This is a genomic window from Streptomyces sp. SCSIO 30461 (genome assembly GCF_037023745.1).
Lineage (GTDB): Bacteria > Actinomycetota > Actinomycetes > Streptomycetales > Streptomycetaceae > Streptomyces.
The window spans coordinates 6071330-6084514 of the sequence record NZ_CP146101.1; the positions used below are offsets into that span (position 1 = coordinate 6071330).

The following is a 13185-nucleotide window of genomic DNA, read 5'->3' on the forward strand; positions in this document are numbered from 1 at the left end:
GAAGGCCCCCCCATGTGGATTCCCCGGGGAGGATCTGTGGAAATCATGCAAAGCGGCGCGTTGCCGCCTTGCGTATTCGGCCCGAGTGTGGCGTAGGACTCGCCCGCTCTCATGGTGATCGCGCCAGAGACACCTCGGAAGGGTGAACACCCGCTGATGTGAGCGAACCTCGCGGGCGCGCGTAGGCTCGTTGCGGCGCGCCGACCCGCCCGATCTACGATGCGCCGGGCACGGCCGACCCCACCTCTTCGGCCCATAGAACTCAACAAACGGAAGCGAGAAATCACCACCGTGACTGCTCTCACTCTCAGCACGGCCGGCGCGGCGACGCTGCGCGCCGACGCGATCGTCGTCGGCGTCGCGAAGAGCCCCAAGGGCGGCAACGGACTTGTCGTCGCCCCGGGCGCGGAGGCCGTGGACAAGGCGTTCGGCGGAAAGCTCGCCACCGTCCTGGAGACCCTCGGCGCCGCCGGTGCCGAGGGCGAAGTGACCAAGCTGCCCGCGCCGTCCGGGCTCAAGGCGCCGGTCGTCCTGGCCGTCGGCCTCGGTGCGGCTCCCGAGAAGGACGAGACGTACCAGGCCGAGACCCTGCGGCGGGCCGCCGGTTCCGCGGCCCGCGCCCTGACCGGCAGCAAGAAGGCCGCCTTCGCGCTGCCGATCGAGGCGTCGGAGGACGCCGAGGCGATCGCCGAGGGAGCGCTGCTGGGCGCGTACGCCTTCACCGCCTACCAGGACGGCAACGGCGGTCTCTCCGGAAGCGCCAAGAGCACCAAGAACGCCAAGGGCACAGACCGCAAGCAGCCCCTCGCCGAGGTCGCGCTGCTCGGCGCCAAGCCGCGCGACAAGGCGTACAAGGCCTCGGCCGAGCGTGCCATCGCACTCGCCGAGGAGATCAACCGCGCCCGGGACCTGGTCAACACCCCGCCGAACGACCTCTACCCCGAGTCGTTCGCCGCCGTCGCCGCCGCCGCCGGCAAGGAGCACGGCCTCAAGGTGCAGATCCTGGACGAGAAGGCGCTCGTCAAGGGCGGCTACGGCGGCATCCTCGGCGTCGGCCAGGGCGCGGCGAACGGCCCGCGTCTGGTGAAGCTCGTCTACACGCACCCCCAGGCGGAGAAGTCCCTGGCCTACGTCGGCAAGGGCATCACCTACGACTCGGGCGGCATCTCGCTGAAGCCGGCCGGCCACAACGAGACGATGAAGTGCGACATGAGCGGCGCCGCCGCCGTCTTCGCCGCCGTCGTCACGGCCGCGCGCCTCGGGCTGAAGGTGAACGTCACCGGCTGGCTGGCGCTCGCCGAGAACATGCCGTCCGGCACCGCGACCCGGCCGGGCGACGTGCTGCGTATGTACAGCGGCATGACGGTGGAGGTGCTCAACACCGACGCCGAGGGCCGTCTCGTGCTCGCCGACGCGATCTCCAAGGCTTCGGAGGACAACCCCGACGCGATCGTGGACGTGGCCACGCTGACCGGCGCGATGATGCTGGCGCTGGGCAACCGGCGGTTCGGGATCATGGCCAACGACGACGCGTTCCGCACCTCCATCCACGAGATCGCGGAAGAGGTCGGCGAGGACTCCTGGCCGATGCCGCTCCCGGCCGACCTGCGCAAGAGCATGGACTCGCCGACCGCCGACATCGCGAACATGGGCGAGCGGATGGGCGGCGGCCTGGTCGCCGGCCTCTTCCTCAAGGAGTTCGTCGGCGAGGGCATCACCTGGGCCCACCTCGACATCGCGGGCCCCGCCTTCCACGAGGGCGCCCCGTACGGCTACACCCCCAAGGGCGGCACCGGCTCCGCGGTCCGCACCCTGGTCAGGCTCGCCGAGCGCACCGCGTCGGGCGACCTGGGCTGACGCAGCCCCCTCGACCGGGCCGGGGGCGCCGCCCCGGCCCGGCGCCGGGCGCAGGAATACGTGCCACCGGATCCCTGTTCCGGCTGACGGACCGCAGTGGATCGGACGTCGGGCGGCATGCGTGGACTTCACGGGCGTACACCGACGTGCGCGGGCGTCAGCCGGCGTTCGTGAGCGCTCGCCGGTGTTCGTCGGCGTTCGCCGGTGTTCGTCGGCGTTCGCCGGTGTTCGTCGGCGTTCGTCAGCGTTCGCCGGTGTTCGTCGGCCTTCGCCGGATCTGGCCGGGCCGGAGAGCCGTGCGAACGGCTCGCCGCCGCCCCAGATCCCATCCCCGCGTCCCGCCTGCCGTCGACAAGTGCGAAGATGGGTTCTCGGCAGGACAGGGCCCCCACCACAGGGCCGAAGAAAAGCGGCCGAACACCAGCCGCCGCGCGGTCGTGACGACCGACGCCCGGCGCACATGCATGGAGGACGTGACGTGGCGAACGACGCCAGCACCGTTTTCGACCTAGTGATCCTCGGCGGCGGCAGCGGCGGCTACGCCGCGGCACTGCGCGGAGCGCAGCTGGGCCTGGACGTCGCCCTGATCGAGAAGGACAAGGTCGGCGGCACCTGCCTGCACCGTGGATGCATCCCCACCAAGGCCCTGCTGCACGCCGGCGAGATCGCCGACCAGGCGCGTGAGAGCGAGCAGTTCGGCGTCAAGGCCACGTTCGATGGCATCGACGTCCCGGCCGTCCACAAGTACAAGGACGAGGTGATCTCCGGGCTCTACAAGGGCCTTCAGGGCCTGATCGCCTCCCGCAAGGTCACCTACATCGAGGGCGAGGGTCGACTGTCCTCCCCCACCTCGGTGGATGTGAACGGCCGGCGAGTCCAGGGCCGCCACGTGCTGCTGGCCACCGGTTCCGTGCCGAAGTCACTGCCGGGCCTGACCATCGACGGCAACCGCATCATCTCCTCCGACCACGCGCTGGTGCTGGACCGGGTCCCGAAGTCCGCGATCGTGCTGGGCGGCGGTGTCATCGGTGTCGAGTTCGCCTCCGCGTGGAAGTCCTTCGGCACCGACATCACCATCGTCGAGGCCCTGAAGCACCTCGTCCCGGTCGAGGACGAGAACAGCTCGAAGCTTCTTGAGCGCGCCTTCCGCAAGCGCGGCATCAAGTTCAACCTCGGCACCTTCTTCGAGAAGGCCGAGTACACCGAGGACGGTGTGCGGGTCACCCTCGCCGACGGCAAGACCTTCGAGGCCGAAGTGCTGCTGGTCGCCGTCGGCCGCGGCCCGGTCTCGCAGGGCCTGGGCTACGAGGAGCAGGGCGTCGCGATGGACCGCGGCTACGTCCTGGTGGACGAGTACATGCGCACCAACGTGCCGACCATCTCGGCCGTCGGTGACCTGGTCCCGACCCTCCAGCTCGCGCACGTCGGCTTCGCCGAGGGCATCCTGGTGGCGGAGCGCCTGGCCGGGATGAAGACCGTCCCGATCGACTACGACGGTGTGCCGAAGGTGACCTACTGCCACCCGGAGGTCGCCTCCGTGGGCCTGTCCGAGGCGAAGGCCAAGGAGGTCTACGGCGCGGACAAGGTCGTCGCTCTGAAGTACAACCTGGCGGGCAACGGCAAGAGCAAGATCCTCAAGACCGCGGGCGAGATCAAGCTCGTCCAGGTCAAGGACGGTGCCGTGGTCGGCGTCCACATGGTCGGTGACCGTATGGGCGAGCAGGTCGGCGAGGCTCAGCTGATCTACAACTGGGAGGCCCTGCCGGCCGAGGTCGCGCAGCTCATCCACGCGCACCCGACGCAGAACGAGGCGCTCGGCGAGGCCCACCTGGCTCTGGCCGGAAAGCCGCTCCACTCCCACGACTGATCCAGTCAACGGGCGCGACGACCACTACCGCAATTTCGTAAGGAGAAACCGAAACCATGCCGGTTTCCGTAACCCTTCCGGCGCTCGGCGAGAGCGTCACCGAGGGCACCGTCACCCGCTGGCTGAAGGCCGAGGGCGAGCGCGTCGAGGCCGACGAGCCGCTGCTTGAGGTGTCGACCGACAAGGTCGACACGGAGATCCCCGCACCGGCCTCCGGTGTGCTGGCGTCCATCAAGGTCGCCGAGGACGAGACCGTCGAGGTCGGCGCCGAGCTGGCCGTCATCGACGACGGCTCGGGCACGCCTGCCGCCGCCCCGGCCCCCGCCGCCGAGGCCCCTGCTGCTCCCGCTCCGGCCGCCGAGGCTCCTGCCGCTCCCGCCCCTGCGGCGTCCTCCGAGGGCAGCGCTTCCGGCACCGACGTCGTGCTGCCCGCGCTGGGCGAGTCGGTCACCGAGGGCACCGTCACCCGCTGGCTGAAGCAGGTCGGCGAGGAGGTGGCCGAGGACGAGCCGCTGCTCGAGGTCTCCACGGACAAGGTCGACACCGAGATCCCCGCACCGGCCGCCGGCGTGCTGCTGGAGATCGTGGTCGGCGAGGACGAGACCGCCGAGGTCGGCGCGAAGCTGGCCGTGATCGGCGCTCCGGGAGCCGCTCCGGCCGCCGCCGCACCTGCGGCTCCCGCGGCTCCGGCCCCGGCTGCCACCCCTGAGCCGGCCCCGGCTCCGGCTGCCACCCCTGAGCCGGCCCCGGCTCCGGTCCAGGCCCAGCCCGCCGCCGCTGCCCCGGCCCCCGCGGCTCAGGCTCCGGCCGCCCCCGCGGCTCAGGCTCCGGTGGCACCCGCCGCTCCCGCGGCCACGGCATCGGACGAGGGCGCGTACGTCACCCCGCTGGTGCGCAAGCTCGCCGCCGAGAACGGCGTGGACCTGTCCGCGGTCCAGGGCACCGGTGTCGGTGGCCGTATCCGCAAGCAGGACGTCGTCGCCGCCGCCGAGGCCGCGAAGGCCGCCGTTGCCACCCCGGCTCCGGCCGCCGCGCCCGCGCCGTCCGCCGCCAGGAAGGCCCCGGCGCTCGAGGTCTCTCCGCTGCGCGGCCAGACCGTCAAGATGACCCGTATGCGCAAGGTCATCGGCGACAACATGATGAAGGCGCTGCACGGCCAGGCCCAGCTGTCCTCGGTCGTCGAGGTCGACGTCACCAAGCTGATGAAGCTGCGCAACCGGGCCAAGGATGCTTTCGCGGCCCGCGAGGGCGTCAAGCTCTCCCCGATGCCGTTCTTCGTGAAGGCAGCGGCCCAGGCGCTGAAGGCCCACCCGGTCGTCAACGCCCGGATCAACGAGGACGAGGGCACCATCACCTACTTCGACTCGGAGAACATCGGCATCGCCGTGGACTCCGAGAAGGGCCTGATGACCCCGGTCATCAAGGGTGCGGGTGACCTCAATCTCGCGGGTATCTCCAAGGCCACGGCCGACCTGGCGAACAAGGTCCGCGGCAACAAGATCACCCCGGACGAGTTGGCCGGTGCGACCTTCACCATCAGCAACACCGGTTCGCGCGGCGCGCTGTTCGACACGATCATCGTTCCGCCGAACCAGGTCGCCATCCTGGGCATCGGTGCCACGGTGAAGCGTCCGGCCGTCATCGAGACGGAGGAGGGCACGGTCATCGGCGTCCGCGACATGACGTACCTGACCCTGTCCTACGACCACCGCCTGGTGGACGGCGCCGACGCGGCCCGCTACCTGACGATGGTCAAGGCGATCCTGGAAGCCGGCGAGTTCGAGGTCGAACTCGGGCTGTAACCAGCCTCACCTGCGGTGCCCCTGCCTGGAAGTACTCCCGGGTAGGGGCACCGCCGTATTGTCTAGGAGTCTTCTCTTCTTGAAGGAGCGCTCCATGACCATCCCCGTCGTCCACTCGCTTCGCGATCAGATCCGCGAGCACATCGTGGAGGGCATCGTCAGCGGTCGCTGGAAGCCGGGCGAGCGGATCGTCGAGCGCCGTATCGCGACGGAACTGGCCGTGAGCCAGACGCCGGTACGGGAGGCCCTCCGCGAGCTGGAGTCGCTCCGTCTGATCGAATCCGCCCCGAACAAGGGCGTACGGGTACGGAACCTGACCGCCGCGGACCTGGAGGAGAGCTACCCCGTCCGGGCCGGCCTGGAGCAGATCGCCGCGGAGCTCGCGGCGGACCGGCTGGCGGCCGACTGCTCGGCCCTGGAGCCGCATGTGGCGGCCCTGTACGAGGCGGACCGCACGGCGGACGGCACCGCGCAGGTCCGGCACACCGTGGCGTTCCACCGCGAGCTGGTCAAGGCCGCGGGGAACGGCGTGCTGCTGCACACCTGGGAAGGTCTGGGGATCGAGGTCTTCACGGCGCTGTCGATCCGCTGGCTGGGGACGAAGCAGAAGTCGTACGCGGAGGAGCACGCGGACCTCGTCGCGGCGTTCCGCCGCCGCGACCCGGCGATCGGCGCCCTCGTCAAGTCCCACGTCCTGGGCTGCGCCCCCCGCGCGTAACGCCCTGCCGGGTCGCCCGCACCCCGGTGCTCGTGTCCGGGAGCGGACCCGACACCGGCTACGGGCGACCCCGACCACCCAGCCCGGTCTCAACCGAGGGCTCCGGTGGGGACCACCGCGACACCCCAGCGCCCCGTGCAACGGGGCTCACGGAGTGCGGCGCACCCGCGAGAAATCCAGGCACGGAGTGCCCCATTTCGAGGCACCGTGTGCCGACTTTGACGCCGGACCTCACTTTTTACCTCCAGGACTTTGATCGATCATCGATCGTCGGCTTAGAGTCAACCCGGACTCACCAGTCCCTGGGCCCCGTCCTGCCAGACAGGCCCCCTCACCACCCCCTCCCACTCCGGAAGGCGGCGATCATGCCCGACACCGTAGGCAACCTGCTGCTTCCGAGCGAGCTCGACCAGCTCCCGGACCGCGACGCCGAAGAGACCGCCGAATGGGCTGCCTCACTCGACGCCGTCACCAAGGCCGCCGGACCGCACCGGGCCGCGTACCTGATGCGGCGGACGCTCCAGCACGCCGAGGGCGTCACCGGGCTCGAACTGCCCAAGCTTCTGGAGACGGACTACGTCAACACCATCCCGACCGCCGCCGAGCCCGCCCCGGCCGGTGACGAGGAGATGGAGCGCCGGATCACCGCCTGGAACCGGTGGAACGCGGCGGCAATGGTCACCCGCGGCGCCAAGCACGGTGTCGGCGGGCACATCGCCACCTTCGCCTCCGCCGCCTGGCTCTACGAGACCGGCTTCAACCACTTCTTCCAGGGGAAGGAGCGCGACGGCTCCGGCGACCAGCTCTACATCCAGGGCCACGCCTCCCCCGGCATCTACGCCCGCGCCTTCCTCGACGGCCGGCTCACCGAGGCGCACCTGGACAACTTCCGCCAGGAGTCCGGCGGCGACGGCCTGCCGTCCTATCCGCACCCCCGCCGCCTCCCCTGGCTCTGGGAGTTCCCGACGGTCTCCATGGGCCTCGGCCCGCTCTCCGCGATCTACCAGGCGCGGTTCAACCGCTATCTGACCAACCGCGGCATCAAGGATGTCTCCGCCTCCCACGTCTGGGCCTTCCTCGGCGACGGCGAGATGGACGAGCCCGAGTCCACCGCGGCCCTCGCGCTGGCCAGTCGCGAAGGTCTGGACAACCTGACCTTCGTCGTCAACTGCAACCTCCAGCGCCTCGACGGGCCGGTCCGCGCCAACTTCAAGATCGTGCAGGAGCTGGAGGCCCAGTTCCGCGGCGCCGGCTGGAACGTCGTCAAGACCCTCTGGGGCAATGCCTGGGACGAACTGTTCCGGCTGGACACCACCGGTGCCCTGGTGCGCCGCCTCCGCGAGGTGCCCGACGCGCAGGTGCAGACGTACCAGACCCGCGACGCCGCCTACATCCGCGCGGACTTCTTCGGCAAGGACCCCGCCCTGGTCGAGATGGCGAAGCTGCTGAGCGACGACCGGATCCTCGAGTGCTTCCACCTCTCGCGCGGTGGCCATGAGCCGCGCAAGGTGTACGCCGCGTACAGGGCGGCCCTGGAGCACAAGGGCGCCCCGACGGTCATCCTGGCCCAGACGGTCAAGGGCTTCACCCTCGGCGAGGGCTTCGCCTCCAAGAACGCCAACCACCAGATGAAGAAGCTGTCGGTGGACGAGTTCAGGGCGATGCGGGACCTGCTGGACCTGCCGATCCCGGACACCGCGTTCGCCGACGGACAAGTGCCGTACGGCCACCCGGGCGCGGACGCCCCCGAGGTCCGCTACCTCCAGGAGCGCCGCGCGGCCCTCGGCGGCCCCGCCCCGGCCCGCCGCCTCCACCCGGTCGGCCCGCTGCCGACGCCCGCCGAGAAGGCGTTCGCCGCCTTCGACAAGGGCTCCGGCAGCCAGTCCGTGGCCACCACGATGGCGTTCGTCCGGCTCATCAAGGACCTGATCAGGGACAAGGAGACCGGCAGGCGCTGGGTCCCGATCGTTCCCGACGAGGCCCGTACGTTCGGCATGGAGTCGCTGTTCCCGTCGCTCGGCATCTACTCGCCGAAGGGCCAGACGTACGAGCCGGTCGACCGCGACCAGCTGATGTACTACCGCGAGGCGGCCGACGGCCAGATCCTCAACGAGGGCATCACCGAGGCCGGCTCGATGGCCGACTTCATCGCCGCGGCGACCTCGTACGCCACGCACGGCGAGACGATGATCCCCTTCTACATCTTCTACTCGATGTTCGGCTGGCAGCGCACCGCCGACCAGATGTGGCAGCTCGGCGACCAGCTCGGCAAGGGCTTCCTGGTCGGCGCGACAGCCGGTCGGACGACCCTCACCGGCGAGGGCCTCCAGCACGCCGACGGCCACTCGCCGATGATCGCGGCGACCAACCCGGCGGCGCTGACCTACGACCCCGCGTTCGCCTACGAGGTCGCCGCCATCGTCAAGGACGGTCTGCGCCGTATGTACGGCGAGGCCCGGCCGGACGAGGACCCGGACGTCTTCTACTACCTGACGGTCTACAACGAGCCGATGCCCCAGCCTGCCAAGCCCGAGGGCGTGGACGAGGGCATCGTGCGCGGTCTCTACCGCTTCAAGGAGGGCGAGGGCGCGGCGGACGACCCGCGTATCCAGCTGCTGGCCTCCGGCACGGCCATCCACTGGGCGTTGCAGGCGCAGAAGCTGCTCGCCGCCGACTGGAACGTCACGGCCGACGTCTGGTCCGCGACCTCCTGGACCGAGCTGCGGCGCGACGCGCTGGAGGCGGACGCGGCGCTGTTGCGCGGCGAGGAGCGCATCCCGTACGTCCGCCAGGCACTGGAGGGCGCCGAGGGCCCGGTGCTCGCGGTCAGCGACTACATGCGGCAGGTCCCAGACCAGATCGCGCAATGGGTCGAGCAGGACTGGTCATCGCTGGGCGCGGACGGCTTCGGTCTGTCCGACACGCGCGCGGCGGCCCGCCGCCACTTCGGGGTGGACGCCGAGTCGGTGGTGGTCGCGGCTCTGGCGCAGCTCGCCCGGCGTGGTGAGGTCCCGGCATCGGCGGTGAAGGAGGCGCGCGAGCGCTACGGCCTGTAGACGGCGTCGCGGGTCCCGGCACAGCGGTGTGCCGAGGCCCGCGACAATGGCTGTCATGCGTGCCGCCCGTCTCATCAAGATGGTCCTGCTGCTCCAGTCGCGGACTTCCATGACCGCCGCCGAGCTCGCCCAGGAGCTCGAGGTCTCCGAGCGGACCATCACCCGTGACGCGCTCGCGCTGTCCGAGGCCGGGGTGCCGGTGTACGCGGACCGGGGGCGGGCGGGCGGCTACCGGCTGATCGGCGGGTACCGGACCCGGCTGACGGGTCTGGCCAGGAGCGAGGCGGAAGCGCTGTTCCTGTCCGGTGTGCCGGTGGCCCTGCGCGAGATGGGGCTCGACGACGCCGGTTCGGCGGCCCGGCTGAAGGTGTCGGCGGCGCTGCTGCCGTCGCTGCGGGACGCCTCCGACACGGCCGCCCAACGGTTCCATCTGGACGCGCCCGGCTGGTGGCAGGAGCCGGGGACCCCGGAGCTGCTCCCGGCGATCGCCGAGGCGGTGTGGGGGGACCGGATCGCCGTCGCCCGCTATCGGGATGCCGAACGGCGGCTTGAGCCGTACGGTCTCGTCCTCAAGGCAGGGGTCTGGTATCTGTGCGCCCGCGCCGACGGGAAGTCCTTCCGGGTGTACCGGATCGACCGGTTCAGTGCCGTCTCCGTCTCCGACGAGCGCTTCACCCGGGACGATGCCTTCGATCTACCCGGCTTCTGGGAGGAGCGGGCCGCACAGTTCGCCCGCTCGATCCTTCGCTCCGATGTCGTCGTACGCCTCTCCCCCGACGCTGCCCGCAGGCTCCCGCATGTCACCGACCGGGCCGCCGCCGTCGAGGCGCTGGAGTCCGCCGGGCCACCGGACGGGCAGGGCTGGGTGACGGTGACCCTCGCGGTCGAGTCGGATGAGGTGGCGTTCAGCCAGCTGCTCTCCCTCGGCGCGGAGTCGGAGGTCCTGGAGCCCGCGGACCTCCGCACGCGTTTCGCGGAGGCCGCGGCCCGGATGCACGCCCGCTACGGACCCGGCGGTAGGCCTCGGTGGCAGGCGGTCGGTGTCGAGACGTCAGCGGTAGGCGTCGACGGAGGCGTCCTTGCCACCGTGGACCACGTCGAGGAAGTACCCCCAGGCGTCCGGCCTGCTGCCGTCGGCGTCCGTGAAGCCGTACTCACGGGCGAGCTGCCCACTGGAGAGCGTCTGCCCGTTCCACCGCGCCCGCTCCGGGTCGGCGGCGACAGCGGCGATGCCCCGGGCGACGTAGACCGGTGACTCGGCCACGGCGAAGTGGGGCTCCTTGGCGACGGCGTCGCGCCAGTTCTCCTCGCTTACGCCGAAGGCGTCGAGCATCTGCTCGGAGCGCAGGAATCCGGGGGTGACGCAGACGGCAGAGCAGCCGAGGTCCTCCAGGTCGTGCCCGAGGGCGAAGGCCATCCTGATGGGGGCGTTCTTGGCCAGGTCGTAGTAGAAGTTCTCGCGGAAGCGCCGGTTGTACTCGGGTGTGCCGTCGGTGATCTCGAAGAGGATGCCGCCCGGCCTGCGCACCAGCAGCGGGAGGGCCACGCTGCTGGTGATGATGTGGCTGCGTACACCGAGCTCCAGCAGGCGCAGCCCCCGGGCGAGTTCGGTGTCCCACATCTTGGTGTGCCATTCGAGCAGGTGGTCGCCGCCCCAGAGGTCGTTGACGAGGACGTCCAGCCGGTCATGCTCTCGTTCGATCAGGGCGACCAGCGCCCTCACCTGGTCCGGGTCCAGATGATCGGTGGGTACGGCGATGCCCTTGCCGCCCGCGGCAGTGACCAGTTCGGCGGTCTCCTCGATGGTCTCGGTCGTCCGGCCGACCTCGCTGACGCGTTCCCTGGTCGTACGCCCCGTCACATAGACGGTCGCGCCCGCCGCACCCAGCTGTACGGCGATGGCGCGGCCGGCGCCCCGGGTCGCGCCCGCCACGAGCGCGACCTTCCCCCTGAGTCCCTTGAATGGTGTGTCAGTCGTCATGCGGTGACAGTTCCACTGAACTCCGACACCTTCTGTCCACATTTCCGAAAGACTGCATTTCGGCCGCTCCACGTGCGCCGCCGCCCGCGAACCCCGATGCTTGTGCCGTGATGGACGAGACGGAGTTCTGGGAGATCATCGACCGCACCCGCGAGGCCGCCGAAGGCGACCCCGAGGACCATGCCGATCTGCTGGTCGAGCGGCTGCTCCAGTTGGACCCCGACTCCGTCCTCGACTTCGCCCGCCACTTCGAGGCGCGCTACAACCGCGCATACCGCTGGGACCTGTGGGGGGCGGCTGCGGTGCTGCTCGGCGGGGCGAGTGACGACGCGTTCGACTACTTCCGCTGCTGGCTGATCGGTCAGGGGCGGGAGGTATTCGAGGGCGCGGTGCACGACCCCGACTCCCTCGCAGGCCTGCTGGCGGACTTCGACGAGGAGATCGACGGCGACGGGGAGGAGTTGGGCTACGCGGCGGACGAGGCGTACGAGCAGCTCACCGGGGCGGTCGCGCCCGATCTGGGAGTCCCGTCGCAGTCGGCGGAACCGGAGGGCACCCCGTTCGACTTCGAGGACGACCGGGCATTGGCGGAGCGCTTCCCGGCGCTGTGGGAGCGTTTCGCGGTCTGATGGTGCGACGGTCCGCGGTCCCGCGGTCCGTCCCCCGGTCGCCCGTCGCCGGTAGTCGGTCTCGGGGAACGTCCGCGGAGGAAGCCGGTGCGGTGAAGCAGTGTCACTCAAAGCCGTGGACCGCTTCGGCCCGGGGGCAGCGCAGGGTGCCACACTCCCTGCCGCAGGGGGCGAGTGGATTCGGCGCGCGGCGGCGTCGCTTCCCCGTGCCGCGCGGAGGGCTGGGCGCATCCGGCGCGGCGGATGGCCCACGGGCATGACGGCACCGTGTCAGCTGGGCAGGATGGGGGGCATGCGTATTGCGATCACCGGCTCCAACGGGCTCATCGGTAAGGCGCTTGTCCGCTCCCTGACGGCGGACGGCGGGCATGAGGTGGTCCGCCTGGTGCGGCGGTCCGTGCGCACCCCTGACGAGGTGCGATGGGATCCCGTACGCCAGGAGGTCGACGCGCTGGGCCTGGACGGCTGCGACGCCGTGGTCCACCTGGCCGGCGCGGGGGTCGGGGACCACCGGTGGACGGAGGCGTACAAGAAGGAGATCCGGGACAGCCGGGTGCTCGGTACGGCCACGATCGCGCAGGCCGTGGCGTCGCTGGAGGAGCCACCGCGGGTGCTGGTCTGCGGCTCCGCGATCGGATACTACGGCGATACCGGCGACCGTGCGGTGGACGAGACCGCACCGCCCGGTTCCGGATTCCTCGCCGGGGTCTGCGAGGAGTGGGAGGCAGCCGCGGCTCCCGCGCAGGAGGCCGGAATCCGGGTCGCCTTCGCGCGTACGGGCCTGGTGGTGGCGCGGGAGGGCGGGGCATGGGGGCGGCTGTTCCCGATCTTCCGGGCGGGGCTCGGCGGACGGCTCGGCAGCGGTCGCCAGTTCTGGAGCTTCATCTCCCTGGAGGACGAAGTCGCCGCCTTCCGTCACATCATCGATGCGGACGAGCTGTCCGGACCGGTGAATCTGACCGCACCGAACCCGCTGACCAACCGTGAGATCACCGCGGCGATGGGGCGGGTCCTGCGTCGCCCGACGCTGTTCGCGGTGCCGCCGTTCGCGCTCCGTGCCGCCATGGGCGAGTTCTCCGACGACGTGCTGGCCAGCCAGCGGGTGCTGCCGCGCAGGCTGCTCGACTCGGGGTTCGAGTTCGCCCACCCGTCGATCGACGAGTCCATCCGGGCGGCCGTGGACTGACTCATCTCCCACACAAGGAGGCGCACACTTGTGCGAGTTCATGCTGCCGGGCGACCGATGTGCGCCGCTGGCCGTGCACCTGCCGGAGG

General features: G+C 70.8%; 8 protein-coding genes and 1 pseudogene. 8 read left to right on the forward strand and 1 reads right to left on the reverse strand.

The features are described from left to right. Nucleotides 1–291 precede the first annotated feature (291 nt). The 6 genes and pseudogenes from V1460_RS27220 to V1460_RS27245 all read left to right on the forward strand — a co-directional run. Nucleotides 292–1857 carry a leucyl aminopeptidase gene (locus tag V1460_RS27220; protein ID WP_338676258.1) on the forward strand — a complete coding sequence of 522 codons (1566 nt, stop codon included), beginning with the start codon at nucleotides 292–294 and terminating at the stop codon, nucleotides 1855–1857. 478 nt (nucleotides 1858–2335) lie between these two features. After that, nucleotides 2336–3724: a dihydrolipoyl dehydrogenase gene (gene lpdA, locus V1460_RS27225; protein WP_338676259.1), complete on the forward strand. Its 1389-nt coding sequence runs from the start codon at nucleotides 2336–2338 to the stop codon at nucleotides 3722–3724. Nucleotides 3725–3780: 56 nt separating this feature from the next. Then, nucleotides 3781–5526, forward strand: coding sequence for a 2-oxoglutarate dehydrogenase, E2 component, dihydrolipoamide succinyltransferase (gene sucB, locus V1460_RS27230; protein WP_338676260.1), 1746 nt, complete (start codon nucleotides 3781–3783; stop codon nucleotides 5524–5526). 94 nt (nucleotides 5527–5620) lie between these two features. Continuing rightward, nucleotides 5621–6244, forward strand: a complete 624-nt coding sequence (locus tag V1460_RS27235) for a GntR family transcriptional regulator (RefSeq protein WP_338676261.1) — start codon at nucleotides 5621–5623, stop codon at nucleotides 6242–6244. A 365-nt stretch (nucleotides 6245–6609) separates the two neighbouring features. Then, entirely contained in the window at nucleotides 6610–9300 is a 2691-nt protein-coding gene (gene aceE / locus V1460_RS27240) for a pyruvate dehydrogenase (acetyl-transferring), homodimeric type (RefSeq protein ID WP_338676262.1), read from the forward strand. A gap of 55 nt (nucleotides 9301–9355) precedes the next feature. After that, a pseudogene (locus V1460_RS27245) lies at nucleotides 9356–10312 on the forward strand (helix-turn-helix transcriptional regulator); the annotation flags it as partial. Between the two features lie 39 nt (nucleotides 10313–10351). Here the strand turns inward: V1460_RS27245 and V1460_RS27250 are convergent. Then, nucleotides 10352–11281, reverse strand: coding sequence for an SDR family oxidoreductase (locus V1460_RS27250; protein ID WP_338676263.1), 930 nt, complete (start codon nucleotides 11279–11281; stop codon nucleotides 10352–10354). 110 nt (nucleotides 11282–11391) lie between these two features. Between V1460_RS27250 and V1460_RS27255 the strand changes: the two genes are divergently transcribed. Further along, a complete protein-coding gene (locus V1460_RS27255; RefSeq protein ID WP_338678222.1) occupies nucleotides 11392–11910 on the forward strand; it encodes a DUF4240 domain-containing protein in 519 nt (172 codons plus the stop codon). 283 nt (nucleotides 11911–12193) lie between these two features. After that, on the forward strand, nucleotides 12194–13096 hold the full coding sequence (locus tag V1460_RS27260; RefSeq protein WP_338676264.1) for a TIGR01777 family oxidoreductase: 903 nt from the start codon (nucleotides 12194–12196) through the stop codon (nucleotides 13094–13096). Nucleotides 13097–13185: the final 89 nt, after the last annotated feature.

Bases quoted from the DNA above. Each gene is read 5' to 3' on its own strand.
- sucB (WP_338676260.1), top strand. From the start codon at position 3,781: ATGCCGGTTTCCGTAACCCTTCCGGCGCTCGGCGAGAGCGTCACCGAG.
- V1460_RS27235 (WP_338676261.1), top strand. From the start codon at position 5,621: ATGACCATCCCCGTCGTCCACTCGCTTCGCGATCAGATCCGCGAGCAC.
- aceE (WP_338676262.1), top strand. From the start codon at position 6,610: ATGCCCGACACCGTAGGCAACCTGCTGCTTCCGAGCGAGCTCGACCAG.
- V1460_RS27250 (WP_338676263.1), bottom strand. From the start codon at position 11,281: ATGACGACTGACACACCATTCAAGGGACTCAGGGGGAAGGTCGCGCTC.
- V1460_RS27255 (WP_338678222.1), top strand. From the start codon at position 11,392: ATGGACGAGACGGAGTTCTGGGAGATCATCGACCGCACCCGCGAGGCC.
- V1460_RS27260 (WP_338676264.1), top strand. From the start codon at position 12,194: ATGGGGGGCATGCGTATTGCGATCACCGGCTCCAACGGGCTCATCGGT.